We start from the raw sequence: 26,086 nt of genomic DNA on the forward strand, positions 1-26,086 counted from the left end.
TTACTAAGCAAAGTTCATAATGTCTACTTTATTTAGGTTGAATAGTGGCACAGGTAGTAGTAGAAAGCGTTTATAAAAGCTACTCTCGCGGAAAAGCAGATCAAAATAGTAGATCTGAACCAGCAGATATTCAAGAGAAGGGTAATTTATCAGCTAAAGCGAAACAAGTTAGTGTGCTGCGGGACATCAACTTTACAGTAGAAGATGGTGAGTTTTTAGTTTTAGTTGGCCCTTCTGGCTGTGGCAAAAGTACACTGCTAAGATTGCTAGCAGGATTAGAAGAATTAACGGGAGGAAATATTAAAATTGGCGATCGCCTAGTAAACAATCTCCCACCCAAAGCTAGAGACATTGCCATGGTGTTTCAAAATTATGCTCTTTATCCCCATCTAAATATTTACGACAACATCGCCTTTGGTTTACGACGCAATTTTGGGACTGGAAAACTGGGAGACTGGGAGACTGGGAAGAAAGAGCAAGTTAAATCTATTTTGTTCGATGATATTCTGACGGGGACAACTAAATATTTACCTCGCAGTATGCGGTATATCTCGGCAAAAGAAAAAGTGATCAAGCATAGAGTTAGATATGTGTCGAGTTTATTGCAGATAGATTCTTTGCTTTATCGTTTACCTAAAGAATTGTCGGGAGGACAAAAACAAAGGGTAGCATTAGGCCGAGCGATCGCTCGTAATCCTCAAGTTTTTTTGATGGATGAGCCATTATCTAACCTGGATGCCAAACTCCGCACCCAAACCCGCGCCCAAATTGTCCAACTGCAACGACAGCTAAAGACAACTACCATATATGTAACCCACGATCAAATTGAAGCAATGACTATGGGCGATCGCATTGCGGTCATGAACAACGGTAAAATACAGCAAATTGCCTCGCCTTTGGAGATATACGAAAATCCTGCAAATCGCTTTGTGGCTGAATTTATTGGTTCACCACCAATGAATTTTCTACCTGTAGATTTAGTTTCTCCTTTGAAGTTAGTACACCGATATTTTAAGCTTGATTTACCTGATGTCTGGACTCAATCTCTTCAGTCTGTGTCATCAAAATCACTTATTTTAGGTATTCGTCCTCAGCATTTATCAATGGACGATCAAAAGGAATCTAGCCTACAGGTTACGGTAGATTTGGTCGAGGCATTAGGTAGCGAAACTTATATCTCTGCCCATTTAACCGCAGATGCTAAAACACAACTAACCGTATCTTTACCTCCAGATCGGCAGATTGCGATCGGTGATTCTATTTGGTTAGCTATAGATACCAGTAAAATCCATCTTTTTACAGTTGATGATGGACGGACAATAGTTATTTAATAACTGTAGAGATAAGTATTTATCAACTACTTACAACTAATTATTAACTGTTAACGAGCAACTATTTACAATGACTAAAACGCCAGATTGGGTCAAAAACGCCGTTTTTTACCAAATATTTCCTGACCGCTTCGCCAAAAGCCCAGCGGCTATTAAAAGTCACTGGGAAGCTTCTGCTTACGAAGGTTGGGATGCCACCCCCACACTTCAAGGATATAAAGGCGGTAATCTTTGGGGAGTAATCGATAAGCTAGACTATCTCAAGGATTTGGGCATCAATGCAATTTACTTTACTCCTATCTTTCAGTCTACTTCCAACCACCGCTACCACACCCACGACTACTATGAGGTAGACCCAATGTTGGGAGGTAATATAGCCTTTGATGCCCTGCTCAAAGCTGCTCATGAACATGATATTAAGGTGGTGCTAGATGGAGTGTTTAATCATGCCAGTCGCGGTTTTTTCTTCTTTAACGATATTTTAGAAAATGGCCCTCATTCCCCTTGGCTAGACTGGTTTAAGATCCATGACTGGCCTTTGTCTGCTTATGATGGCGATAAACCTGCTAATTATGAAGGGTGGATTGGTAATCGTGCTTTGCCTGAATTTAACACCGATAATCCCCAGGTAAAAGAATACATTATGCAGATTGCTGAATATTGGGTGCATCAGGGCATTGATGGTTGGCGATTAGATGTGCCTAATGAAATCGATACTCCTGGCTTTTGGCAAGAATTTCGCGATCGCGTTAAAGCCATAAACCCTGAAGCTTATATTGTCGGCGAGATTTGGGGAGACGCTAGCTATTGGTTAGACGGTACGCAGTTTGATGGCGTGATGAACTATCGCTTTACTGAACCCACTATTGCTTTTGTTGGGGGCGAAAAATACGATCCTGAATATTGTCAGGGAGAATTAAAACCCTATCCACCTATTTCTGCCGCAGAATATGCTGCCAGAATCGATGCTCTACTTAAGCTATACGACTGGGAAATACAGCAAACACAGCTAAACCTATTAGATAGTCATGATACCCCTAGAATGCTGACTACGGTAGGAGAAGATAAAAGCATTTTTATGCTGGCTACAGTGCTGTTGATGACTTTTCCTGGCGCGCCCAGCATTTTTTATGGGGATGAAGTTGCTTTACCTGGAGGAAAAGATCCTGATAGCCGTCGTGTTTTTCCCAAACCTGAAAATTGGGATGTAGAAATACTAAAATCTCACAAGCAGCTAATTGCTTTGCGTCACCAATATCCTGCTTTGCGCACTGGGACATACAAAACTCTTTTTGCCGATCAAAGTGTCTATGTCTTTGCTCGTGTTCTGGATGAAGAAGAAATCGTAGTTGCTATTAATGTTGGCGATGAACCAGCTACGGCTATTTTCTTAGCTACAGAATTAAAGTTTAAAACCCAAGACTTAGTATATGGCTCAGGAAGATTAGTTTGGCACGATACTCTAGAAGGACGAAAGCTGGAAATTAGTCTACCTGCTAAAAGCAGCATCATAGTTGCCTAATATCAAATCCGCTGCTGAAAACCCCAAACAAATATTCGTTGTAAACAGATGTATCATGATATGTCTGTTTACAATTTATCTTGTCCTAAACGTCGATCGGTCAGATAATACTAAATACAGTTTGCTAAAACAACACAGTAAAATGACAGCATAATTTGTTTGACCAAACAATTTCAAATTTAAGTTTGTAATCTTACTGAAAAGAATTTATGAGTCGCCTAAAATTATTACTGTTTATAATACTCATCGGCGTATTGATGATTGTATTTATTCAAAACAGAGAACCTATAGCTCTTAAACTGCTTTGTGACGACGTTAATAATCAATATTGCCTTTATCAAACTCCTCAATTACCGCTTGCGGTTTGGATTGGCTTATTTGCTTTGGGAGGAATGCTAACAAGCTTATTAAGTCAAGTTTTTAGTCGTTTTAGCTATTCGGGTTCAGGTAAATCAAGAAAAACTGCCAACGATCTCTATCCCGAAAGACAAGGTTGGGTCGATCAAGATGGCAAAGAACAATATGCTGTTGATTCGACTCAGATTCAAGATAGCCAAAATAGAATTACTGACGTTAAGACCTATGAAGCTTCTCAGAAACCACAAAGCGTAGAGCGATCGGGGTCTAATTATTCTTACAAATATCGTCCAGCAGATAAATCTGACAATAAGCAAAATAATTTTAAAAACAACTCAATTGATTTAGACAAAAACACTAACATTACTCCCGATCAGGATGATGAAGACTGGATCTAAGAATATTTGACCAGAGTGGCAAATAGCTCCCTAGATTCTTGTTTAACTACTCCCAGCATAGTAGCTTGCTGCAAATCTATAAATGCTTCTAAATCTTCTAGTTCGTATTTGTTTCTCAGCATCAGCTTGAGGTTTTCTTCTGCTTCTACCGTCAAGTAACCTGTATTCAAAGCCTGTTCTGCAATTTTACTGATCATCCCCATGACTAGTTTTTAACTCCTAATTAATATTGATTTTATTTAAAAATTACTAAGATATTTTTTGTAAAAAGTATTGTGATTGTTTTAGGTTTATACCTTGTTATTTAATAACTTTATTGATTCATCATTAAATTTTAATTAAACTTGAGTGTTTATTCTGTAATCTCGATCACGTTCATCTAAACACTTATGTGGCAAATATAATAATTTTGTAAAGCAATCAAGTATTTGATGAAGTAGAGAAGAAATACAAGTTAATTATAGCTTTTTTATTAATTGATAATTATTGTTTGGTCATAAATCAAGGTCGTTTTTAAAATTTAAGACGAAAACTGCGCTTATATTAAGTGAGTATAAACGCTTGTTATATTATCTTTATCGGTAATTCTACTTACTATTATGACCTTAAAGTTATGAAAAGGAAAAATTAATACATAAAAGATAGTAAAAATCACTGAATCATTGATAATCTGGTTCACGATTAGAAATTAATTAGTAAAAACACTCTTATGGGCAAAAATGAGTAATTTGTTACAGGGTTTAAATGTTTATCTAATAGGCATGATGGGTTCAGGGAAAACAACTATTGGTAAATGTTTAGCCAAAGATCTTAAGTATCGTTTCGTAGATACAGACCAAACCATAGAAGCGATCGCCAAAAAGCCAATTTCGGCAATTTTTCAACAGTCAGGAGAACCCTATTTTCGTGAGCTTGAGATGAAGGTTTTAGCCGAATATTCTGTCTATACACGCACTGTTGTATCCACTGGAGGAGGAATTATTCAACAACAGCTTAACTGGAGTTATCTACGTCATGGTTTGATTATTTGGTTGGACGTAGATGTAGAAATACTAAAAAAAAGATTAGCCAAAGATGAAACTAGACCACTGGCTGACAAACTAGAATCATTGCTAGAGACTCGTCGTCCTCTCTATGCCCAAGCAGACATTCAAATTGCGATCGCACAAGAGCAGTCCCCCTCAGAAATAGCGGCTCAAATTATGGAAACTATTCCTACTGCTTTAAAGCCAGTCAGAGAGATCCAGCTTTAAGACGACGGGGTTTCATCTAACTTCGTAAAAAATGTCACTTTGTAAGTGTTGATTAGCCAGTAGCATAACTAAATATCTTTAATCTCGAACAAGTAAAACTATATGGTCTACGAAAAGGAATATTTGCAAGAAGCAGCAGCTAACCGTGTTCGTATTCTCAGTGAAGCTCTACCTTATATTCAAAAATTTGCCAATCGCACTATCGTCATTAAATACGGTGGTGCAGCCATGAAAGATAGTAGCTTAAAGGCTCAAGTTATCGGTGACATAGTTTTTCTTGCCTGTGTCGGAGTGCGTCCTGTGGTGATACATGGAGGAGGGCCTGAAATTAATACTTGGCTCCAAAAATTAAACATAGCACCAGCTTTTAAAGATGGATTGCGCATTACCGATGCGGCGACAATGGATGTGGTAGAGATGGTCTTGGCAGGTAGAGTTAATAAAGAACTGGTATCTTTAATCAGCCGTGCAGGAGCGTTAGCGGTTGGTTTATGTGGTAAAGATGGCAACCTGATTCAAGCTCGTCATGTAGGTAAAGAAGGAGTAGGGTTTGTGGGGGAAGTGACCAACATTAATATAGGCTTAGTTGAATCCTTGGTTGATAATGGTTATGTCCCTGTAATTTCTAGCGTTGCCGCTGACGAAAATGGACAGGCGTATAACATTAATGCTGATACGGTAGCAGGGGAAATAGCAGCAGCTTTAGATGCTGAAAAACTAATTTTGTTAACCGATACTCCAGGCATTTTGTACGATTATCACGATCCTTCTACCCTAATCAAAATACTGGATATCCAAAAAGCCAGAAATTTAATTGACCAAGAAGTTGTTTCAGGAGGAATGATTCCTAAAGTCAATTGCTGTGTGCGATCGCTTGCTCAAGGGGTTCGTGCTGCCCATATTTTAGATGGTCGTTTACCCCACTCACTATTATTAGAGATTTTGACCGATGAAGGTACTGGCTCAATGATTGTTGCCTCAGAATTATTAGGGTAGCTAACCTTTGACTAACGGTCACAGATTACTTCCTAATAACTCGGATGTAGCTGTTATTACTATAGCTACTCTCAGTAGCTGGATTAATGATAATTACAGTCCCACCTCGGTTGTGGTTTCTCTCATAAGTATCATAATCGCGGTGATAATTATAGTTTCGTCCTCTATAATCATTTTCTCTTCTACGATCATTTCTATAGTCTTCATAGCGAATATAGTCTCGTGATGAACCTCTTTGAGCGCCATAATAATCCCGATTGTTGTAATTGCTTTGGGGAAGAGGAATATGAGTCCCTGGGGGAGGAGTTATATTTAAAGGAGTTGGCGCATTAATTTGGCTACGTACCCCAACCTGAGCTATTTCAAAGCTACCTCGAAAGTCATGAGGGTTGGCAACGGCGGGAGATTCAGCGATGCTCATAGCTCCCAAGGCGATCGCCATAGCACCTAAAGCCTGCTGCCAATAAAATTTATGCTGAAGTTGTTTATTCATAATTCGTTGCCATCTTGAATAGTAGGGGTAAATTATTTAATAATAAATCTAAGTAATTTCCACAATATATTTATTTTAAAGTGACGGTATATAATCCAGAAAAGTTTCATCAAGAATACGAAGCAGGAAAACTAGCTCTAGAAAGAGGACAATATCGCCTCAGTATCGGACATTTAGAAGCTGCACAAGAATTAGTCTCAGGCAATTCTCGTCAAGGTGGACAAGCTCAAATTTGGTTGGTCACTGCTTATCAAGCTGCTAATCAAATTAGTGATGCGATCGCTTTATGTGAAAAACTAATTACCCATCCTAATCTCCAAACCCGCGAACAGGCACAGCGTATTCTCTATATTATCAAAGCTCCCAAGCTAGAGCGACCTAAAGAATGGATGAGTGAAATTCCTGATTTGGCTGACGCAGATCAAGGTGCATCTCGCTATGTTACGGCTAAAAAACAGACCGCCAAAAATTCATCTAAACAAGAATATTCAGAAACACCACCGACTGATAGCCAAGACAATCAGTTTATCTGGTTTGCTCTTGCATCGATCGCTGTAATATTAGGTATTCTAGCTTTGTTGAGTTAAAGCCTAATAACAAAACCAACATAAGTGCAAATAAGGAGCATTGCCTTAAGCTCAAGATCTTAGAGTAATCTATGACTGATAATATGCAGCTATTGATTAATTTTAAGGATCAAATTGATAATTACTGATTAATTAAGCAAGTTAAACTGTGTAGCTTGAGGCTTGGAGGCTAAACATCTCGGCATATAATCCGTTGTTTGCCATTAGTTCTTGATGGGATCCGATTTCGATAATACGACTGTTTTCTAGGACTACAATGCGATCGGCTAGCTGTACCGTCGAGAAACGATGACTGACAAAAAAGGTCATCTTACCTGCGGTTAAAGTTCGGAATTTTTCAAACAACTCATATTCTGCGATCGCATCTAGGGCAGCAGTAGGTTCATCTAAAATTAGAATAGGTGCATCGGTCATAAACGCTCGCGCCATGCCGATTTTCTGCCACTGTCCCCCTGAAAGATCCACTCCACCTTTGAACATCTTTCCTAAGCGGGTTTTGTAGCCATCACTAAGGGTTTTCACTACCCGATCTGCACCCGAATTTACCGCCGCTTCTTCAATGCGTGACTGATTTTCTCTTTCCTTTAAGTTGCCAAAACCAATGTTGTCCCTAGCACTTAGCTGATAACGGGCAAAGTCTTGATTGAGGACACCAATATTGGAATGCAATTCCGATAGCTTAAATTGCTGGAGAGGTATGTCATCAATGGTGATTGTGCCTGAATCTACGTCATATAGCCTAGTAAGAAGCTTCAGCAGAGTGGTTTTTCCTGCGCCATTTAAACCAACAAGCGCAATACTTTCTCCTGGGTTGACCTGCAAATTTAGATTGCGTAGTGTAGGTGCGGTTGCTCCTGGATAAGTAAAGGATACATTTTTTATTGATAATCCTTGTTTAATTGGTTGAGGAAAAGGTTTAGGACGGGGAATGTTAGTTACTTCTGGCTTAAGGTCTAAAAATTCAAAGTATTGGGAGACATAAAGATTAGATTCATATATTTTTGCCAAATTTTCGAGAATAGCAGGCAATAGCTGCTGTGCTTGACTAAATGCTCCTGTATACATGGTAAAGTCACCTACGGTAATTTTGGCGCTAATTGTTTGCACCAGAGTCCAGCCATAGGCGATATAAAAACCAGCGTTTACAAATATTCCTGATAAACCTCGCATTCTGGAATATTCAGAAGCGATCGCTGCTGATTTTCTGTTAAAGTCCTTGCGAATTGCAATCCACTGGCTCAATAAATGCCCACCTAAGTTAAATAGACGGACTTCTTTAGCAAAATTAGGATTAGTTAAAACACGCTGAATATAATCTGACAGTCGTCCGCTTTCAGTTTCTAGGCGTACCATCCAAAAACGCCTTCCAGAATAGACAATGCTAGTCCAAAATGAGGGTAAAGCTGTAAAAAATAGTAGAGGAACAATTGCTAAATTGAACTCCAACAAAAGTCCTAACAAGCTAATTAAGGTAATTCCCTGACCAAACAAACCAGTAAGTAGCTTGATAACCTGAACGGGATAATTACTACCGCTATTTTCGGCGCGACTTAAAGTATCATAAAATTCCGAAGATTCAAAATGAGCCAGATCTAGCTGGGCAGACTTTTCCAATAAAATATATTTCGTATGGAGCATCAGGCGATCGTTAAAGATCTGCGCTACATAGAGATTGACCTGATTTAATATAGCTCCTAGTAAACCAACCCCGAACCGTATCACTACTAATACAATTAGAGGTCTCCAAACAAAATCAGCATTACCCCAGTTAGCAATCACCAGATCGACAATCGCTTTATCAATTAATAGCATCAGGGCAGGTACTAGAGATTGAAACCCTGTCACCGCTAAAGATAGAAATAAATAAACTGGAGTAGCTTGCCACACTAAGCGCAGTAGCAAGGGAGTATTAATCAGAATTTCTTGTAGTCGTCTTCGATCAGTCAAATTTTTATTAGGTCGTTTTTAGTCTATTTTTCAGACGTAGACGTATTAGTTTTAGTCGCGATAGTTATAGTAGTGAAGTCACAGATTACTCCGCCACGTTTGACATAAATTGATGGAGTTTGTCTTGGACAGCATTATATGTTGCTAAAGCCTTGGATGCGGACAAGTATATGCGGGCAAGCGCGAAAAGCGAAACAGTTCGTTGCGGTGAAGCAGTTGCGTTGGGCGGGTTTCCCGACTTGAGCAAACTGAGGAAAGACCCCGCGTCGCCGTCAGGCGCAAGGGAATGCTTTCCGATGCTGAACCCGAAGGGAGGTTCCCTCCGTTAAAGAAACTGTTTTAAGAAGCGAAGCGAGGCGGTCTTGGGGGTTTCCCCGCAGGGCTGGGTACAGCCCAGAGCGTCGCTGGACGCGACTCAACGCTTCGCGTTGTGCAGCCATCGCTTCAAGAAGCCGTTGCGGGGGGAACCCCCGTTGAGGCTATTGAGCAAGAAGCCCTTTGTTTCTGTTAACGTGAAGTCTGTCCACTGCTGTGAGCGTTGGTTATTTATCACAAGCTTAGAGCGGGGGATTTCTACAACTTTTGATAGAGATCGTCAAGAATATTGTTACATAACTTGACAAAGTATTAATACTTAGCTATATTGATTACATAGACAAAAGAAACACATTATTTATCTGGTTTCTAAATCTAGTTCTAAGTTATTAACTATAGAACATTTAAATATATACACAACGCAATCATAAACACAAATGACAACCACTCTACAACAAACCCAAACCCAGAATAGCTGGGAAAGGTTCTGTCAGTGGATCACCAGCACCAACAACCGTATCTATGTCGGTTGGTTCGGCGTCCTGATGATTCCTACACTACTTGCAGCAACAACCTGTTTCCTAATCGCCTTCGTCGCAGCACCACCAGTAGACATCGATGGTATCAGAGAGCCTGTAGCAGGTTCCTTGCTTTACGGAAACAACATAATTTCTGGTGCAGTAGTACCTAGTTCTAACGCCATTGGACTTCACTTCTACCCAATTTGGGAAGCAGCCTCACTTGACGAGTGGCTGTATAACGGTGGACCATACCAACTGATTGTCTTTCACTTCCTAATCGGCGTATTCTCATACCTCGGTCGTCAGTGGGAACTATCATTCCGTTTAGGAATGCGTCCTTGGATATGTGTAGCCTACTCAGCACCAGTATCAGCAGCCACAGCAGTATTTCTAATCTATCCACTAGGACAAGGAAGCTTCAGTGATGGAATGCCTCTGGGTATCTCTGGAACATTCAACTTCATGTTGGTATTCCAAGCAGAACACAATATTCTGATGCACCCCTTCCATATGTTAGGAGTAGCAGGAGTATTCGGTGGAGCATTATTCTCTGCCATGCACGGTTCACTAGTAACATCGTCCTTAGTACGTGAAACAACCGAAACCGAATCACAAAACTACGGATACAAATTCGGACAAGAAGAAGAAACATACAACATCGTCGCAGCCCACGGCTACTTCGGTCGTCTAATCTTCCAATATGCGTCCTTTAACAACTCCAGAGCTTTGCACTTCTTCTTAGGAGCATGGCCAGTGATTGGAATCTGGTTAACAGCAATGGGAATATCCACCATGGCGTTCAACCTAAATGGATTCAACTTCAACCAGTCGGTAATGGATTCACAAGGACGTGTAGTCAACACTTGGGCAGACATCTTAAACCGAGCTAACCTGGGTTTTGAGGTAATGCACGAACGTAACGCTCACAACTTCCCGCTTGATTTAGCAAGTGGCGCTCAAGCTCCTGTAGCATTAACTGCACCTGCAATTAACGGTTAAGTTGACTTGAATTATAATTCTGTAATTAATTAACTAAAAAATGCCCTCCATCACTGGAGGGCATTTTTTTTGGCTATTTTTGACGAAAGGCTAAATAGCTAATACTAGCAAAATGTATCTTAGTTAAAAACCGAACTGATATTAGAGCATGTCATCAATTAGAAACTTGACTCTTCAATAATTGTTTATACTGATATTTAGTTGAGATGCAAATATTTGATTAAAACTTAATTGTGGCAATAAACAATTTGCAAATAAAAAAAATAAGAGAAATAATTAAATTATGTGTTGGAGTGGAGAAGCCTCAGCAACCCTAGCCACAATCGGGCTTACTAGTACAGCGTATGTTGCCTGGAAGGGTGAAAAAAAAGCATTATGGATTCCTCTTGGTTATTTTTCTTTAATGGAGTTACTCCAGGCATTTACCTATAGAGTAATTGATCAGCCAGATTTGCCTTTGAATCAGCTTCTTACTTTATTAGGATTATTGCATATTATTTTTCAGCCGTTTTTTATTAGTGCAGTATCACTGCATTTTATTCCAGAGAAAATCAGACAGAAGATTACACCATTAATCTATAGTTTGTGTTTTATAGGTGCAATCTTGATGTTAGTCAAAGTGTATCCATTTGCCTGGGCTGGAACTTGTACAATCGGATACGAACCTCTGTGTGGCAGTCAACTTTGCTCTGTTTCTGGAAATTGGCACATAGCCTGGAACGTGCCGATGAATGGATTAAAATGGCTGACTTTGGGATACTATATCCCAGTTTTTGTTGCTCCTTTAATCTATGGTTCTTGGAAATTTACGGTTTACCATCTTATTGTTGGACCTTTAGCTGCGAGAATGTTAACCGATAATCTTAATGAATGGCCAGCAGTATGGTGCTTGTTGTCCATAGCATTGTTTTTGATCGCCATTAAGTCTCCATTACGACAAATTCTTTACGTAAAACATTGGTGGCTATGGGATTCTGAAGCGATCGCCTTAGATTCGGATGCGGACGAGTCTGAGTCAATTCAAATTCCTGCAATTTCCTTGGCGGATAAGAAATAGCAATTATGAATACGAGTACCTAAGTTATCTATGGGATATGCGGTCAAGATTATCAGTAACTTGAGCATTGGCGATCGCACTTGTCCCTTCAAGATAGTTTAGGGTAATTTCTTCGCTTGCTGCTTCAACTCTTTATATATCTGATACATTTCAGGTAAACGCTTATACATTACAAACAGCTTACGATATAGTTTGCTAGGCATATAGGGCATCCCTGAAATCATTTCCCCTGCTGCTACGTTGCCCGTAATCCCTGTTTTTCCTGTAGCAATTACGCGATCGCCTACCGTCACTTGGTTGGCTACGCCTACCTGTCCCCCTAGCATTACGCCGTTACCAATAATTGCCCCACCCGCTAATCCTACTTGAGATGCTAGGGCGCAGTTGCGTCCAATTTTACAGCCGTGTCCAATTTGCACTAAATTATCTATTTTAGTGTTCCGCCCAATCATGGTTTCTCCCACCGCAGGGCGATCCACCGCGCTGTTACAGCCAACCTCTACCCCATCTTCTAGGACAGTGCAGCCAGACTGTTCCATCTTATACCAGCCTGTAGGAGTGGGTACAAAACCAAAGCCTTCTGAACCTATGGCTGCACCGCTATGAATTACACAGCCAGAGCCTATACTGGTTCGTTCGTGAATAGTACAATTAGCGTGTAGAGTTGTATCGCTGCCAATACTCACATCAGGATAAATTACGACATTAGGATGAATGCAAACGCGATCGCCAATAGTCACTCCTGAGTAGATCACTACGTTTGCGCCAATATATACATCTTGTCCTATTTTAGTATTAAAATCGATAACTGCGGTAGAATGAATACTAGAAGAGGGTTTAAAAGGTTGATAAAATAGAGCGATCGCCTGAGCAAACAATAATCTTGGTTGAGCAGTAGCAATCCAGGCAATGCCCTTAGCTGATGCTTGAGTTTGCCAAGTCTCATCTAGAGGCAAAATTAAGGCATCAGCCTTAGTTTCGGCGATCATCTTCGCAAATTTTCCCCCTTCCACATAGCTTAAAGTACCAGCAGCAGCTTCATCTATAGCAGTAATTCCTGTGATTTGAGGATTCAACTGATTATGATTTAAACTATTGTTTTTGGCTACTTGACCTAACTTGATAATGATTTGTTGAAACTGCATTTTATTTTGATCCTAAAAATAATTATTTTCTAATAAAGCTGTCTTGAGATAATCAAAGCAAAATTTACTTTAAAGCAGCAACACTTATTAATATTTGGCTCAAAAACATAAAATAATGGGATTTTATTCTAATTTAATTATTCCTTACTGTATCGAATTTGCTATGTCTGGTTCGACTCTTGAGGAGTATCGCCAGCAGCTTTTAGCAGATGTGTCAGGAGAGATTCTAGAGATTGGTTTTGGTACGGGTTTGAATTTGCCACACTATCCAGACAATGTGTCCAAAATTACCACTATCGATCCCAATGTGGGGATGCAAAAGCTAGCGCGAGCGCGTATTGCTGCTTCTAACATCTCTGTAGACCACAAGGTACTAAATGGAGAAAGTCTACCTATGGCTGACGGTAGCTTTGATTCGGTGGTGTGTACTTGGACGCTGTGCAGTATTCCTCAAGCAGATAAAGCGATCGCCGAAGTTTATCGTTTACTCAAGCCAGGCGGAAGATTTTTCTTTATTGAACACGGTCTAAGCCAAGATCCGAAAATTCAAGCTTGGCAAAATCGTCTTACTCCAATTCAAAAGGCGATCGCCGATGGTTGTCATCTTAATCGCCAGATTAAACATATTGTTCAACAAAAGTTTAATGATGTAACTATTGAACAGTTTTATGCACCCAAATTGCCTAAAGTAATTGGCTATATGTATCGAGGTATTGCTGTGAAGTAAATAAACAAAACAACTTCATAGATTTTGTTAGAAAATAAATGTCCATTAAATTAAATTATTTTTTAGCCTAAACTTTGCTTGATTTGCTCAGACAATAATTCAATAGTTCCTAAAAAAGCGTTACTAGATTTAGAACTAAAGGCTATAGCTAAAAATTAATAGACAATTTATTATTCTTCTGTATCCTATTTATGGAAAAATTATGATTAGCCCCATTGTCTCAATCAACACCGAATAAGTTATTTAGCGATCGCCAGATGTCAGAAATAAGTTTTAAACTTATGGCTTTGGTTATTTAAGATCATTAATTTAGTAATTTAAGTTCCAAAAATAATTAATCATGACCATTTATTATTACGTTGCGGCTAGCCAAAAGTTTTTATTAGAAGAAGAACCTTTTGCAGAGGTAATTGAAGAGAGAATTCGTAATTACCAAGAAAGAAACAAAGAAATTGATTTTTGGTTAATTAAGCAGCCTGCTTTTTTAGAAGCACCTGAAATGGCGGATGTTAAGGCAAAGACCCCCCAACCCTCAGTAGCCGTAGTTACTACTAGTGAACAACTATCTACCTGGCTAAAACTAAGATTAGAGTATGTAGCGACTGGAAAATTTGAAGCACCTTCTAACACTATTCCTGAACCTTTAAAATCTTTAGAGCAAGTTGCTTGAAAAAAGAGACAGTGACGGTAACGTTTTATAGATTAATAAGATTTTTCTGGGTTTTATATTCCGCTTCAAAGCAATGTTATATGATCTGTAAAAACAAGATGCCGACAGATTAATGACCAAAACCCATTCCCCAACAGCAGCAGAGATAAAGGAAATTTTTGAGCGTATTGCTCCTGTATACGATCGCTTAAACGATCGTCTTAGCTTTGGACAGCATCGAATTTGGAAGCTAATAGCGGTAAAATGGAGTGAGGCAAAACCAGGAGATCAGGCTCTGGATATTTGCTGTGGTAGCGGAGATTTGGCTTTATTGTTAGCAAAAAAGGTGGGAAAAACAGGTAAGGTAACAGGATTAGATTTTGCGAGGGAACAACTGGCGATCGCGCGATCGCGACAGATGCTTAAATGCCCTACTGTGCCGATGGAATGGCTAGAGGGAGACGCTTTAAATTTGCCCTTTGCTGACAATCAGTTTGACTGTGCCACAATGGGCTATGGCTTGCGGAATGTAACTAATATTTCTCGCTGCCTACAAGAGCTATACCGTGTCCTCAAGCCAGGGGCAAGGGCAGCCGTATTAGATTTTCATCGCCCTAGTCAAAGCTGGATGCAAAATTTTCAGCAATGGTATTTAGCGACTATTGTTGTGCCTACTGCTGAGAACATGGGCATGAAAGAAGAATATGCCTATCTCAATCCTAGTATTGAGAGATTTCCTAACGGTGCAAAGCAGGTTGAAATGTCTAAAATAGCAGGTTTTGAGCAGGCAATTCATTATCCTTTGATGGGAGACATGATGGGGATATTAGTGCTAAGGAAATAGAATAGGATATAGAATTAACTTTTGCTGTTTAAACTTTATTACCGATTCAATATACTGCTTTGGCACTAGCGAATCTCTGGATATTTTTTGTTCCCCCCATAGCTGGAAGCATTATTGGCTATTTCACCAATGATATAGCTATCAAAATGCTTTTTCGTCCATATAAAGCTATTTATATTGGCAAACGCAAGCTACCTTTTACACCTGGCTTAATTCCTGGTAATCAAGAGCGTTTAGCTCAGAAAGTCTCTGATACGATTATGGGTACGTTACTTACTCCAGGAGAACTTCAAAAGCTAGCTCAACGACTTTTGGCAACTGAACGTATTGAAGGAGCAATCTTATGGCTTTTGAAACTGGCACTTGACCAAGTTAGATCAGATCGAGAGCAAAAGACGGCTAAAATTTTGGCTAACATTCTCCATGATTCATTTAGTCAATCTTTACCTCGACTTTTAAAAGTATTAGCCAGAAAAGACGATTTCTTAGAAGCTCAAACCAATCAGATTTTTGAGCAAATACTGCTTGATTTTCAGTTAAAAGACGATCAGGCTAAGAAATTTTCTGATTGGTTACTCGGTTCGGTACTACCTGCCGATACTATTCGCCGAGCAATGATTGATTTTCTAAGCGATCGCAACATCAAAATTATTGATGAAGGTTTTCGCGAAAAAACTAGCGGTACATATTGGGTAGTTGCTAATTTATTTGGTTTACGCAATAGCCTAATACGGCTTCGTTCTTTTTGCCTGGATGAACCAGAAATTAGTAATGCTAGGCTTGAAGAATTAACCTACTCGCTACAAATTCGCGATCGCATCAAAAACTGGCTGAAAAATCTTTCCCTGCAAAATCTACCCGTCTCTACGGTTAGACAACTTCGTAAAACTGTACAAGAGGCAGTGCGCAATTACATCAGAGAAGAAGGAGGCGATGTAATAGTTCGTCTGGGCGACTCTGTAGAATGGGAAAACTTAGCTGCGTTGATCCTCAAGCGTCTTCAATCTTCGCCTACGGTTAATGATTCCTTAGAAATAATTAGCCAAGAATTAGCTTTAGTTCTAGAACGTTACCTGGAAAAAGACCTAGAAAAGCTAGTAACCGAAGCTATACCCATTCTCTCAATTGATCGGGTAATCATAGATCGGATTTCTGCCACCACACCCGAAGAATTAGAAACCGCAGTTCAGGGTATTGTAAAAAATGAACTTCAGGCTATCGTTAATTTGGGGGGCGTATTAGGATTTATTGTGGGGCTATTGCAAACGGTTATTTTATTTTTTAACTAGCTGCTAATAATTAACGTCTGATGTGGATTAACTTTCTTTTTTATTTTAAAGAAAACCTACATATTTTAGTAAAAAGATTCCTTGTTTAAATTAAACTCAGGCAGGCTCAGACTCTAGCTAATTATAAAAAGAATCGATGTTAATGTTTACGTCAGGGGCTTGGGGAGGGCGTAACGTCCCCAATGGGACGGCGCTTATAAAGGGGCGAATGCATTCGCCCCACAGCACCTTGGGTTTGGGGGGCTAGTCCCCCAATATTCAGTAATGGTTTTTACAAACCAATTTCATTTAGAAGCGAGAATAAGCATTTTTTTCTTGGTCAGCATTCCCTTGCTAGGTGAGCATTCCCTTGCGTCTTACGCCGACGCGGGGTCTCACCTCTGACGGCGACGCGGTGAGACAGTTGCGTTGCGGTGAAGCAGTTTCTTTAAGCGGGGTTCCCCCCGTTGCGAGACAGTCCGTTGCGCGGGTTTCCCGCGTTGAAGGAACTGTCGAGGGCGAGCAAACTGTTGAACCCTTTAGGGGGTCTGACCGCTAATTCACATTAGGCGTAATTAAGACCTCTTCTTGTGATTATCAGCCATTTTTATTCGAGAGATGTTACTCAATCTCGCTACAATGGATGACTACAGGCAAATAAAAAATTAATTTCAAGTAAGAGGTATTTTGTGAGTGTTAGAGTAAGGATTGCTCCTTCACCAACAGGGAATTTACATATCGGCACGGCGCGGACAGCAGTGTTTAATTGGCTGTTTGCCCATCGTCATCAAGGCGTATTTGTTTTACGGGTAGAAGATACAGATGCAGCGCGATCGCGCCCTGAATATACGGAAAACATTAAATCAGGATTAGAATGGCTAGGCTTAAATTGGGATGAAGGACCATTTTTCCAAACCCAGCGTTTGGATCAGTATCAGCAAGCTATACAAACTCTACTGGACAAAGGTTTAGCTTATCCTTGCTACTGTAGCCCTGAAGAATTAGACGAAATGCGGGAAACTCAACAAGCCAAGGGACAAGCCCCTGGTTATGATAATCGTCACCGCAATTTATCCCCCTCGGAAAAAGAGAAATTTGAGGCAGAAGGACGCAAGCCCGTAATTCGTTTCAAAATAGACGGCGATCGCGCTATTGCCTGGAAAGATGTGATCAGAGATACCGTCACTTGGCAGGGTTGTGACTTGGGAGGCGATATGGTAATTGCCCGCGCAGCCGAGAATGACGAGCCTTATGGACAGGCTTTGTATAATCTGGCAGTAGTTGTAGATGATATAGACATGAACATCTCCCACGTCATTCGGGGAGAAGATCATATTGCCAACACTGCTAAACAAATTTTGCTTTACGAAGCATTGGCTGAAGAAATTCCGATCTTTGCCCATACTCCTTTAATTCTCAATGAAGAAGGGCGCAAGCTGTCTAAACGTGATGGCGTGACTTCCATTGATGATTTTCGTAAAATGGGCTTTTTACCCGAAGCATTAGTTAACTACATGACTCTTTTGGGGTGGACTTTTCCTGACTCTACTAAAGAGATTTTTACTTTAGAAGAAGCGGCGCAAGAATTTGATTTAGACCGAGTTAATAAAGCAGGAGCAAAATTTGACTGGGATAAATTAGATTGGCTCAATAGTCAATATCTCCATCAAATGTCTGCTGATAAGTTAACTGATTTGCTAATTCCCCATTGGCAAGAAGCTGGATACGCTGTAGATAAGATGGATCGAGATTGGTTAGAAAAGTTGACGGCATTAACTGCACCTACTCTCAATCGTTTAACCGATGTAATTAAAGAAACCAGCGTCTTTTTTGTTGACTCAGTTGAATATAGCTCTGAGGCAATGGATTTACTCCAGCAAGAAGGTGTGGCAACAGTAATTACTGAAATTGCCGAACAAGTAAACAACACTGACAGCATAGGCGAAGATGATGCACAAGCTCTAATCAAGCAAGTCACCAAAAGCCAAAAAGTCAAAAAAGGCTTGGTAATGCGATCGCTACGCGCAAGTTTGACAGGCGAATTACACGGTCCCGATCTAACTCAAACTTGGTTGTTACTCAATCAGTTAGGGACAGACAAAACCCGTCTTCAGCAAACTTTAGATAAGATTGCAGGTTAAAAACTAGTTGACCAACGGTTAGAAATTATTTCGCTACTGTATAACGGAATAATTTTTAACTAAAAAGACAGTTAATACTTCTGTACGGGCGAACAGCGGTTCGCCCATAACTGACATCTAATTTTACTAATAATGTCTACTGGATATACCTTACCTGTCTTTGCCTGTGCTAGTGCGATCGCTGCTTTACGCCATCTTCATCAAGAATCACCTCAAGCTACGGTCAAAGTAAATTTAATTAAACCAGCCCAGATAGTAGATATTGCTGTTGAACAGGTGGCAAAAGTTGATGAATATACAGCGATCGCCATAACTCGTAGCGATCCTGGCGATCACCTGGATTTAACTCGTAATACCCCTATCTGGGCAAAGGTAAGCCTGAATAATTCTAATTTTGAGCAAATTACCATCAAAGGAGGTGAAGGTATTGGTCATTATGGTGAGAATCAGGCAGCAATTTATAGTTATGCCCAAGAATTAATTATAGAAAATATTAAACCTTTGCTTCAAAGTAATCAAAGCATTGAAATAACTATTATTATGCCCGAAGGACAAAGACTGGCTAAACGCACCTCAAATGAAGCCTTTGGAGTAGTAGAAGGATTATCTTTGTTAGGGACAACAGGAATTGTTCAGCCATTAACTGCTCTTAGTCAGCTAGAAGAATATCAGACTCAAATTAGGGAAAAGGCAGCTTTGTATGATTTTTTAGTCTTTTGTATTGGTGAAAATGGTATCGATCTGGCGCAAAGATCGGGCATAGATTCCCAAAGAATTATCAAAACCGCTAACTGGCTAGGTTCAATGTTAGTAACCGCAGGCTTTGCAGAAGTGAAGTCCATTTTGCTATTTGGTTATCACGGTAAGCTGATCAAGTTAGCTGGGGGCATTTTTCACACCCATAATCATCTTGCTGATGGCAGACTAGAGATTTTAACCGCTTATTGTGCCAAGCTGGGTTTGCCCCAGGCTGAAGCGATTAAAATTCTTGAATGTTCTACTACTGAATCTGCTTTGAACCTGCTGCGGGAATTGGACTCAGGCAATGAACAAGATTTTAGCTGGAGCGATCTAGTTTATGAAGAACTTACTCAGGCGATCGATCTAAAATCTCAGGCATATATTCGCAAGTATACTGAAAAGAAACTTAGCGTTGGCTCGGTATTATTCGATCGCCAGAGAAACATCATCAAAAAAAGCAAGAATGCTCTTCTTTTGCTGCCCAATCTATGTTAACCTGTTAAGAATATTTATAGCACTTTATATCTAGAGCTTGACCCTGTTGGATCGTAACTCTTCAGATACAAGAATGGCATAAAAGCCAATAATTATTTACACTTTCTTACTTAATTACCTACATTCCCATTACCTACACAGACTTTACTAGAGTATAGTGACTATCCAGACAGAATCAATCTCCCCTAGCAATGAGACTTTATCTCCTAAGTCTTTGGTAAATAAAACTAATCGCCAGAAAATAATCATTATTGATTTTGGTTCTCAATACTCTGAATTGATTGCTCGTAGAATACGAGAAACTCAAGTGTATTCAGAAGTTTTATCTTATCGAACTACTGCCGCTCAGCTTCGCGAAATAAATCCTCAAGGAATTATTCTTTCTGGTGGACCTAGTTCAGTATACGACGATCATGCTCCTAAATGCGATCCTGAAATCTGGAATTTAAACATTCCTATTTTTGGCGTATGCTACGGAATGCAGCTAATGGTCAAGCAACTGGGCGGTACGGTAGAAAAAGCTAAATTAGGCGAATATGGTAAAGCACCACTGTTTATCGAAGACCCCACAGACCTGCTAACTAATGTCGAGTCTGGATCTACCATGTGGATGAGTCATGGAGACTCCTGCATTAAGCTTCCAGAAGGATTTTCTATTTTAGCATATACCAAAAATACTCCCTGTGCTGCGATTTCCAATCCTGAGAAAAAGCTTTTCGGCGTACAGTTTCACCCTGAAGTAGTGCATTCAATTGGTGGGATCGCTTTAATTCGTAATTTTGTTTATCATGTCTGCGAATGTGAACCAACCTGGACAACAGAAGCCTTTGTCGAGGAGTCAATTCGAGATATTCGCGCTAAAGTTGGTAATAAACGAGTTTTATTGGCTCTTTCTGGAGGGGTTGATTCTTCTACCTTGGCTTTCCTACTCCATAGAGCCATTGGCGATCAGTTGACCTGTATGTTTATCGATCAGGGGTTCATGCGTAAAGGTGAACCAGAAAGACTGGTAGAAATATTTAAAAATAAGTTCTTGATTCCTGTAGAATATGTCATGGCTCGCGATCGCTTTTTAAAACAGGTAGAGGGTGTAAACGATCCCGAACTTAAGCGTCGTCGTATTGGGCATGAGTTTATCAAAGTTTTTGAAGAAGAGTCAAAAAAATTAGGGCCTTTTGATTATTTGGCACAGGGAACTCTTTATCCTGATGTAATTGAGTCTGCTGATACCAATGTTGACCCCAAAACAGGTGAAAGAGTAGCAGTCAAAATCAAAAGCCATCATAACGTTGGTGGTTTACCCAAAGATTTACGCTTTAAATTAGTTGAGCCTTTACGAAAGCTATTTAAAGACGAGGTGCGTAATGTTGCCCGCGCTATTGGTTTGCCAAAAGAAATTGTGCATCGTCATCCCTTCCCAGGACCAGGTTTAGCAATTCGGATTGTTGGGGAGGTTACTGCCGAAAGACTGAACATTCTGCGGGATGCTGATTTTATTGTTCGCGATGAAATTAGTAAACAGGGTATGTACCATGACTACTGGCAAGCCTTTGCGGTGCTATTGCCAATTCGCAGCGTTGGAGTAATGGGAGATAAACGCACCTATGCTCATCCAATTGTGCTGCGCTTTATTACCAGTGAAGACGGCATGACCGCAGATTGGTCAAGAGTACCTTATGATTTATTAGAAACTATTTCTAATCGAATTGTCAACGAGGTAAAAGGAGTAAATCGTGTTGTTTACGATATTACCTCCAAACCCCCAGGGACAATTGAGTGGGAGTAGGTTTTGAGAGATGAGGGACAAAGGCGCACTTCCACATATAAGAATTAGCTCACAAAGGTAGGGTTTTTTACAAAGATGTGATGTGAGTAAAGGCTCAAAAATAAGGTATGAGTAGAGTCAAAAGTTATGTAGTGGCTTTATTAGTAGCGATCGCTGGGAAAGATAAAGTTTTCTGGCTCTAGAATCATAAATCGCTGAAATCTTTTTGTTTCTGGTGTGCCGATGGCTTCAGTTAATGCAGCCTGAATTGCATAAGATAAAGCAAAACGCTTAGGCTTTATATTTTCTCGTAATCCATATATTTTGACTTGAGGCATCTACTTTTTTACTTTAATTTCTCACCATACTTTAGCGGAAAAATTGCAGTTTTCAGCAGGTTTCTGATTGCCAGTGTGTAGTTTAAACAAAACAAATTTAAATTACTTTAATCGTTGATGCCTGGTTGACTGACAAAAGATGAAGAGAAAAACCTGAGAATAGAGATTCAGTAAAGAGTTGAGGGATTGACACAAAGCAAGGGGAGTCAGCACTCTGAGATTAGATACCACTCATAATTTCAGAATACTGTGAATCAAAACTCCCGTCTCTACAATGCCTTGAATCAATGGATGAGTCAATAGAAGTTTGAAGACAGAAGTATGAAGGCGCGAAGTTTCAAGTTTGTTCGAGGGCTTGTACCTCATACGAAGGAAGAAGTTTGAAGTTTGAAGGAAGAAGGAATTCGGAATTCGGGAAGGATTTTTTGTAGCTCATACCTCACACCTCATACTTCGCGCTGTTTTACTTCATACCTCATACACAGGGCTATCGCCCAGATCGTCCGTCCTTCGGACGACTTCGATGCTTCGCATCGTGTAGGGCGAAGCCCTGGTACCTCTACCAAACTAAGAGCGATCGTGAACGACGGGGCTTGCAACTATAGTGGAACAAAGGACTTGTCCGCATGTAGGAGGAAGTAGCTGTTTACGAAGTTTGAAGGAAGAAGTTTGAAGGAAGAAGGAAGAAAGATTTTTTGTACCTCATACGAAGGAAGAAGTAGCTGTTTTACTTCATACTTCATACCTCATACTTCATACTTCATGCAGCTGTTTTACTTCATACACGGACTCTCTGTCCGTCGCCGTTCCCGAGGAGACGTCGGAACGCAGAGAGCGTTCACCTCACACTTCGCGCCACAGGGCTATCGCCCAGATCGTCCGTCCTTCGGACGACTTCGATGCTTCGCATCGTGTAGGGCGAAGCCCTGGTCAAGCTACTGACTGGTTACATTTATGTTTTACTTCATACACGGACTCTCTGTCCGTCGCCGTTCCCGAGGAGACGTCGGAACGCAGAGAGCGTTCACCTCGCCACAGGGCTATCGCCCAGATCGTCCGTCCTTCGGACGACTTCGATGCTTCGCATCGTGTAGGGCGAAGCCCTGGTCAAGCTACTCTTCAATCTTCAAATATTTGGATGATAATTGCTTTAATACACACGGGCAATGTCAACCTGACAAAATGGTCGATGTACATCCCTGGTCGAGGGAAGTGGCTGTCATCTTCAAACTTGGGGTATTGACGGGCAATGTCAACCTGACAAAATGGTCGATGTACATCCCTGGTCGAGGGAAGTTGGCTGGGGGTAGACAGAGACGTATTCAGCGTTGGCTAAACAATCCTCGAATCAATGTCCATCGAATCAGAAAGTCCTTGGTCAAAGCAGCACTTGATGATTGGTCAGAATCAAAAATATTTTTGGCATTAGACACTTCACTGTTCTGGGATGAGTATTGCCTTGTGCGGCTTTGGGTTATTCATCGAGGGAGAGCTTTACCGTTGGTGTGGAGAGTGATGAACCATGAAAGTGCTAGTATTTCAGTTACCGATTATCGAGAGATGATTAAGCAGGCACAAGTTAGGCTACGAGAATCAGTTAAGGTAATTTTACTCGCGGAGCGAGGATTTATACATACCGAATTGATGACCATGCTGACAACTCAACTAGGATGGCATTATCGTCTCCGAATTAAGAGTAATACCTGGATTTGGCGTGGAAGTTGGTGTCAACAGAAGTTTGAAGACAGAAGTATGAAGGCGCGAAGTTTCAAGTTTGTTCGAGGGCTTGTACCTCATACGAAGTTTGAAGTTTGAAGTTTGAAGGAAGAAGGAAGAAGGAATTCGGAATTCGGGAAGGATTTTTTGTAGCTCATACCTCACACCTCATACTTCGCGCCTTCATACCTCATACACAGGGCTATCGCCCAGATCGTCCGTCCTTCGGACGACTTCGATGCTTCGCATCGTGTAGGGCGAAGCCCTGGTACCTCTACCAAACTAAGAGCGATCGTGAACGACGGGGCTTGCAACTATAGTGGAACAAAGGACTTGTCCGCATGTAGGAGGAAGTAGCTGTTTACGAAGTTTGAAGGAAGAAGTTTGAAGGAAGAAGGAAGAAAGATTTTTTGTACCTCATACGAAGGAAGAAGTAGCTGTTTTACTTCATACTTCATACCTCATACTTCATACTTCATGCAGCTGTTTTACTTCATACACGGACTCTCTGTCCGTCGCCGTTCCCGAGGAGACGTCGGAACGCAGAGAGCGTTCACCTCACACTTCGCGCCACAGGGCTATCGCCCAGATCGTCCGTCCTTCGGACGACTTCGATGCTTCGCATCGTGTAGGGCGAAGCCCTGGTCAACCTAAAAACTTTCACTTTCATTTAGCAGAGGCAATTTGCTTACACAACGTACAGATTCACAAAGGTGAATTTTCTGGCAAAGTTCATGTGATTCTTGGTCGCAACAACGTTAACGGCGAACTATGGGCAATTGTCAGTAATGAAAAAACTACTCTACAAACCTTTGCTGAATATGGATTACGTTTTGATATCGAAGCGAATTTTTTAGATGACCAATCTGGTGGTTGGAATGTTCAACGCTCGATGATTCGAGATGTATGCGCTTTGTCCCGTTTGTGGTTTATCTTATCTGTGGCTACTCTCTACGTTAGTGCCCAAGGTGTTGAGGTAGTTCGTATTGGCAAACGAAGATGGGTTGATACTCATTGGTTTCGTGGTAATAGCTATTTTAGGATTGGTTGGGATTGGGTCAAAGCTGCACTCATTAATGGTTGGAATTTACTTCATTGCGTGACTTTCTCTAGTAATCAAGATCCCTCACCTGCAATGGCATCACGATCGCAATATCAAAAACGAGCAGATCAGTTGGAGTTCAAAGTTTTAACTTATTCCTACAATATTTCTTGAAAGTTTTGTCAGTCAATCAGCGTTGATGCAGTGAACTATTTGTTTATCATCAGGCATAGTTTCGTATTGAGGAAAGCTATCAGTAATCTTCCACCATTTAGCTTTTGATCCTGTAAAAATATGAAACTCTTGATATTGGTCAAATTCTCCTTCACAGCCAGCAATGGGTAAACCCAGTAAATTGTCTCGCAAGGGATAAATCGTTGCCAAGCTTGAGCCACAGTTTTTGCAGAAGGTTTTTATTACGTTGGCAGTAGCTTGATATTGAGCCAAATATTCTTGTCCTTGGATTATTTTATAGCCATCTGCCTTGATTACCATACGGCTTCTAAATGCTGCACCATGCCATTTACGGCATTTTGACGAGCGACCCCGCGTCGGCGAAAGACGCAAGGGAACGCGCGAGATAGACAATGACAATGAACTAAGTTTCCCATTGCGCCACAATACTCATAGCGAATTTTGCCACACAAACATTCTCCCTTCAAATTCGCCATTTTTTCTCTATTAGCCTACAAAATGTTGATTTGAACTATAACAATTATTATTAACTGCTGACTACCAAATCTAACTTCCATCTGCTGACCTGACTGATATAATAAAAAGTTCAGCAGGTGCAACAATCAAACCGCCACAGCAAAATATAATTGATATAGGAGAATTTAAGTAAGAAATGGCAAAGCGTGTATCCGTAGTTTTAAATCAAAGCGTTAGCAAATTAGGCAATAATGGCGACTTAGTAGATGTCGCTCCTGGTTTCGCTAGGAACTATCTCATTCCTCAAGGTTTGGCTAGTTTGGCTACCAAAGGAATTGTTAAGCAAATTGAATTTAGAAGAGAAAAAGAAAGAAAACAGAAACTAGCAGAAAAACAAGCAGCAGAAAACAAAAAAGTTGCTTTTAAAACTATTGGTAAGTTGACTATTCGTAAACAAGTCGGAGAACAAAAGGCTATCTTTGGTAGTGTTACCAGTCAAGAGATAGCTGACGTTATCAAACAACAAGCTGGCATTGAGGTAGACCGCCGTGGTATTGAAGTTCCAGATATAAGTTCTACAGGCGATTATCAAGCAGAAGTTAAACTACATCCTGAAGTTAGTGCCACAGTAGATTTCCAAGTTATACCTTTGTAAAAAATAAAAGATTTGGAAAAAGTAAAGTTGATCTATGAGGAACTGTGGGCGTGATGCAATTACGCCCACAGTCCCTTCCTCATTTCCCAAATTGTTTTTTGTAGGCATGACAAATCAAAATTTGTTGGACGCT

At 40.4% G+C, this 26,086-nt stretch carries 25 protein-coding genes; 18 read left to right on the plus strand and 7 right to left on the minus strand.

What is annotated here, in order from left to right; translation table 11 throughout:
* Nucleotides 1-44: 44 nt before the first annotated feature.
* The 3 genes from SLP02_RS06965 (at nucleotide 45) to SLP02_RS06975 (ending at nucleotide 3,608) form a co-directional block, all read left to right on the plus strand.
* Nucleotides 45-1,331, plus strand: a complete 1,287-nt coding sequence (locus SLP02_RS06965; RefSeq protein WP_319419934.1) for an ABC transporter ATP-binding protein — start codon at nucleotides 45-47, stop codon at nucleotides 1,329-1,331.
* A 70-nt stretch (nucleotides 1,332-1,401) separates the two neighbouring features.
* Entirely contained in the window at nucleotides 1,402-2,853 is a 1,452-nt protein-coding gene (locus SLP02_RS06970) for a glycoside hydrolase family 13 protein (RefSeq protein WP_319419935.1), read from the plus strand.
* A 209-nt stretch (nucleotides 2,854-3,062) separates the two neighbouring features.
* Complete coding sequence (locus SLP02_RS06975) at nucleotides 3,063-3,608, plus strand: hypothetical protein (RefSeq protein WP_319419936.1); 546 nt, start codon at nucleotides 3,063-3,065, stop codon at nucleotides 3,606-3,608.
* Here SLP02_RS06975 and SLP02_RS06980 read toward each other — a convergent pair.
* Entirely contained in the window at nucleotides 3,605-3,811 is a 207-nt protein-coding gene (locus tag SLP02_RS06980; RefSeq protein WP_319419937.1) for a hypothetical protein, read from the minus strand. The two genes, SLP02_RS06975 and SLP02_RS06980, sit on opposite strands and share 4 nt — an antisense overlap.
* Nucleotides 3,812-4,327: 516 nt before the next feature.
* On the opposite strand from SLP02_RS06980, the gene SLP02_RS06985 reads away from it, so the two are divergent.
* The gene (locus tag SLP02_RS06985; protein WP_319419938.1) at nucleotides 4,328-4,861 is read left to right on the plus strand and encodes a shikimate kinase; all 534 of its coding nucleotides are present in this window, start codon (nucleotides 4,328-4,330) and stop codon (nucleotides 4,859-4,861) included.
* Between the two features lie 102 nt (nucleotides 4,862-4,963).
* Entirely contained in the window at nucleotides 4,964-5,857 is an 894-nt protein-coding gene (gene argB / locus SLP02_RS06990) for an acetylglutamate kinase (RefSeq protein WP_319419939.1), read from the plus strand.
* A gap of 25 nt (nucleotides 5,858-5,882) precedes the next feature.
* Here argB and SLP02_RS06995 read toward each other — a convergent pair whose 3' ends face one another.
* Complete coding sequence (locus tag SLP02_RS06995) at nucleotides 5,883-6,350, minus strand: hypothetical protein (RefSeq protein ID WP_319419940.1); 468 nt, start codon at nucleotides 6,348-6,350, stop codon at nucleotides 5,883-5,885.
* Between the two features lie 80 nt (nucleotides 6,351-6,430).
* Between SLP02_RS06995 and SLP02_RS07000 the strand changes: the two genes are divergently transcribed.
* Nucleotides 6,431-6,937, plus strand: coding sequence for a tetratricopeptide repeat protein (locus SLP02_RS07000; protein ID WP_319419941.1), 507 nt, complete (start codon nucleotides 6,431-6,433; stop codon nucleotides 6,935-6,937).
* 141 nt (nucleotides 6,938-7,078) lie between these two features.
* Here the strand turns inward: SLP02_RS07000 and SLP02_RS07005 are convergent, their stop codons facing one another.
* Complete coding sequence (locus SLP02_RS07005; protein WP_319419942.1) at nucleotides 7,079-8,884, minus strand: ABC transporter ATP-binding protein; 1,806 nt, start codon at nucleotides 8,882-8,884, stop codon at nucleotides 7,079-7,081.
* Between the two features lie 752 nt (nucleotides 8,885-9,636).
* Here SLP02_RS07005 and psbA point away from each other — a divergent pair.
* Together psbA and SLP02_RS07015 are read left to right on the plus strand one after the other, a co-directional pair.
* Complete coding sequence (gene psbA, locus SLP02_RS07010) at nucleotides 9,637-10,719, plus strand: photosystem II q(b) protein (protein ID WP_319419943.1); 1,083 nt, start codon at nucleotides 9,637-9,639, stop codon at nucleotides 10,717-10,719.
* Nucleotides 10,720-11,002: 283 nt separating this feature from the next.
* The gene (locus tag SLP02_RS07015; RefSeq protein WP_319419944.1) at nucleotides 11,003-11,776 is read left to right on the plus strand and encodes a DUF5765 domain-containing protein; all 774 of its coding nucleotides are present in this window, start codon (nucleotides 11,003-11,005) and stop codon (nucleotides 11,774-11,776) included.
* A gap of 98 nt (nucleotides 11,777-11,874) precedes the next feature.
* On the opposite strand, the gene lpxD is transcribed toward SLP02_RS07015, so the two are convergent.
* Complete coding sequence (gene lpxD / locus SLP02_RS07020) at nucleotides 11,875-12,921, minus strand: UDP-3-O-(3-hydroxymyristoyl)glucosamine N-acyltransferase (RefSeq protein ID WP_319419945.1); 1,047 nt, start codon at nucleotides 12,919-12,921, stop codon at nucleotides 11,875-11,877.
* A 115-nt stretch (nucleotides 12,922-13,036) separates the two neighbouring features.
* Here lpxD and SLP02_RS07025 point away from each other — a divergent pair, with 115 nt between their 5' ends.
* From SLP02_RS07025 to guaA, 7 genes are all read left to right on the plus strand, one after another.
* Nucleotides 13,037-13,648 carry a class I SAM-dependent methyltransferase gene (locus SLP02_RS07025; protein WP_319419946.1) on the plus strand — a complete coding sequence of 204 codons (612 nt, stop codon included), beginning with the start codon at nucleotides 13,037-13,039 and terminating at the stop codon, nucleotides 13,646-13,648.
* A 340-nt stretch (nucleotides 13,649-13,988) separates the two neighbouring features.
* The gene (locus SLP02_RS07030) at nucleotides 13,989-14,318 is read left to right on the plus strand and encodes an MgPME-cyclase complex family protein (protein ID WP_319419947.1); all 330 of its coding nucleotides are present in this window, start codon (nucleotides 13,989-13,991) and stop codon (nucleotides 14,316-14,318) included.
* 112 nt (nucleotides 14,319-14,430) lie between these two features.
* Entirely contained in the window at nucleotides 14,431-15,141 is a 711-nt protein-coding gene (gene ubiE, locus SLP02_RS07035; RefSeq protein ID WP_319419948.1) for a bifunctional demethylmenaquinone methyltransferase/2-methoxy-6-polyprenyl-1,4-benzoquinol methylase UbiE, read from the plus strand.
* Nucleotides 15,142-15,200: 59 nt separating this feature from the next.
* Nucleotides 15,201-16,430, plus strand: coding sequence for a DUF445 domain-containing protein (locus SLP02_RS07040; RefSeq protein WP_319419949.1), 1,230 nt, complete (start codon nucleotides 15,201-15,203; stop codon nucleotides 16,428-16,430).
* A gap of 668 nt (nucleotides 16,431-17,098) precedes the next feature.
* Nucleotides 17,099-18,550: a glutamate--tRNA ligase gene (gltX, locus tag SLP02_RS07045; protein ID WP_319419950.1), complete on the plus strand. Its 1,452-nt coding sequence runs from the start codon at nucleotides 17,099-17,101 to the stop codon at nucleotides 18,548-18,550.
* Between the two features lie 132 nt (nucleotides 18,551-18,682).
* A complete protein-coding gene (gene cbiD / locus SLP02_RS07050) occupies nucleotides 18,683-19,786 on the plus strand; it encodes a cobalt-precorrin-5B (C(1))-methyltransferase CbiD (protein WP_319419951.1) in 1,104 nt (367 codons plus the stop codon).
* Between the two features lie 157 nt (nucleotides 19,787-19,943).
* Nucleotides 19,944-21,572 (plus strand): glutamine-hydrolyzing GMP synthase, encoded by a 1,629-nt coding sequence (gene guaA / locus SLP02_RS07055; RefSeq protein ID WP_413467134.1) that lies wholly within the window; start codon nucleotides 19,944-19,946, stop codon nucleotides 21,570-21,572.
* Nucleotides 21,573-21,712: 140 nt separating this feature from the next.
* Here the strand turns inward: guaA and SLP02_RS07060 are convergent, their stop codons facing one another.
* Complete coding sequence (locus tag SLP02_RS07060; protein WP_319419952.1) at nucleotides 21,713-21,889, minus strand: hypothetical protein; 177 nt, start codon at nucleotides 21,887-21,889, stop codon at nucleotides 21,713-21,715.
* A gap of 1,182 nt (nucleotides 21,890-23,071) precedes the next feature.
* Between SLP02_RS07060 and SLP02_RS07065 the strand changes: the two genes are divergently transcribed.
* Nucleotides 23,072-23,704 (plus strand): hypothetical protein, encoded by a 633-nt coding sequence (locus SLP02_RS07065; protein WP_319419953.1) that lies wholly within the window; start codon nucleotides 23,072-23,074, stop codon nucleotides 23,702-23,704.
* A gap of 637 nt (nucleotides 23,705-24,341) precedes the next feature.
* Nucleotides 24,342-24,821 (plus strand): hypothetical protein, encoded by a 480-nt coding sequence (locus SLP02_RS07070; RefSeq protein ID WP_319418707.1) that lies wholly within the window; start codon nucleotides 24,342-24,344, stop codon nucleotides 24,819-24,821.
* 12 nt (nucleotides 24,822-24,833) lie between these two features.
* Here the strand turns inward: SLP02_RS07070 and SLP02_RS07075 are convergent, their stop codons facing one another.
* Both SLP02_RS07075 and SLP02_RS07080 read right to left on the minus strand, forming a co-directional pair.
* The gene (locus SLP02_RS07075; protein ID WP_319419954.1) at nucleotides 24,834-25,142 is read right to left on the minus strand and encodes a GFA family protein; all 309 of its coding nucleotides are present in this window, start codon (nucleotides 25,140-25,142) and stop codon (nucleotides 24,834-24,836) included.
* The gene (locus SLP02_RS07080; protein ID WP_319419955.1) at nucleotides 25,136-25,318 is read right to left on the minus strand and encodes a GFA family protein; all 183 of its coding nucleotides are present in this window, start codon (nucleotides 25,316-25,318) and stop codon (nucleotides 25,136-25,138) included. The genes SLP02_RS07075 and SLP02_RS07080 overlap by 7 nt, the downstream gene beginning before the upstream one ends.
* Nucleotides 25,319-25,494: 176 nt before the next feature.
* Between SLP02_RS07080 and rplI the strand changes: the two genes are divergently transcribed.
* Complete coding sequence (gene rplI / locus SLP02_RS07085; RefSeq protein WP_319419956.1) at nucleotides 25,495-25,953, plus strand: 50S ribosomal protein L9; 459 nt, start codon at nucleotides 25,495-25,497, stop codon at nucleotides 25,951-25,953.
* Nucleotides 25,954-26,086: the final 133 nt, after the last annotated feature.

The sequence above is a fragment of the Pleurocapsa sp. FMAR1 genome (assembly GCF_963665995.1).
In the GTDB taxonomy this organism is placed as follows: Bacteria; Cyanobacteriota; Cyanobacteriia; order Cyanobacteriales; family Xenococcaceae; genus Waterburya.

Coding starts and splice junctions, on each gene's coding strand:
- SLP02_RS06970 (WP_319419935.1), top strand. CDS start 1,402: ATGACTAAAACGCCAGATTGGGTCAAAAACGCCGTTTTTTACCAAATA.
- SLP02_RS06975 (WP_319419936.1), top strand. CDS start 3,063: ATGAGTCGCCTAAAATTATTACTGTTTATAATACTCATCGGCGTATTG.
- SLP02_RS06980 (WP_319419937.1), bottom strand. CDS start 3,811: ATGGGGATGATCAGTAAAATTGCAGAACAGGCTTTGAATACAGGTTAC.
- SLP02_RS06985 (WP_319419938.1), top strand. CDS start 4,328: ATGAGTAATTTGTTACAGGGTTTAAATGTTTATCTAATAGGCATGATG.
- argB (WP_319419939.1), top strand. CDS start 4,964: ATGGTCTACGAAAAGGAATATTTGCAAGAAGCAGCAGCTAACCGTGTT.
- SLP02_RS06995 (WP_319419940.1), bottom strand. CDS start 6,350: ATGAATAAACAACTTCAGCATAAATTTTATTGGCAGCAGGCTTTAGGT.
- psbA (WP_319419943.1), top strand. CDS start 9,637: ATGACAACCACTCTACAACAAACCCAAACCCAGAATAGCTGGGAAAGG.
- SLP02_RS07015 (WP_319419944.1), top strand. CDS start 11,003: ATGTGTTGGAGTGGAGAAGCCTCAGCAACCCTAGCCACAATCGGGCTT.
- lpxD (WP_319419945.1), bottom strand. CDS start 12,921: ATGCAGTTTCAACAAATCATTATCAAGTTAGGTCAAGTAGCCAAAAAC.
- SLP02_RS07025 (WP_319419946.1), top strand. CDS start 13,037: ATGGGATTTTATTCTAATTTAATTATTCCTTACTGTATCGAATTTGCT.
- SLP02_RS07030 (WP_319419947.1), top strand. CDS start 13,989: ATGACCATTTATTATTACGTTGCGGCTAGCCAAAAGTTTTTATTAGAA.
- ubiE (WP_319419948.1), top strand. CDS start 14,431: ATGACCAAAACCCATTCCCCAACAGCAGCAGAGATAAAGGAAATTTTT.
- cbiD (WP_319419951.1), top strand. CDS start 18,683: ATGTCTACTGGATATACCTTACCTGTCTTTGCCTGTGCTAGTGCGATC.
- SLP02_RS07060 (WP_319419952.1), bottom strand. CDS start 21,889: ATGCCTCAAGTCAAAATATATGGATTACGAGAAAATATAAAGCCTAAG.
- SLP02_RS07065 (WP_319419953.1), top strand. CDS start 23,072: ATGGTCGATGTACATCCCTGGTCGAGGGAAGTGGCTGTCATCTTCAAA.
- SLP02_RS07075 (WP_319419954.1), bottom strand. CDS start 25,142: ATGGTAATCAAGGCAGATGGCTATAAAATAATCCAAGGACAAGAATAT.
- SLP02_RS07080 (WP_319419955.1), bottom strand. CDS start 25,318: ATGGCGAATTTGAAGGGAGAATGTTTGTGTGGCAAAATTCGCTATGAG.
- rplI (WP_319419956.1), top strand. CDS start 25,495: ATGGCAAAGCGTGTATCCGTAGTTTTAAATCAAAGCGTTAGCAAATTA.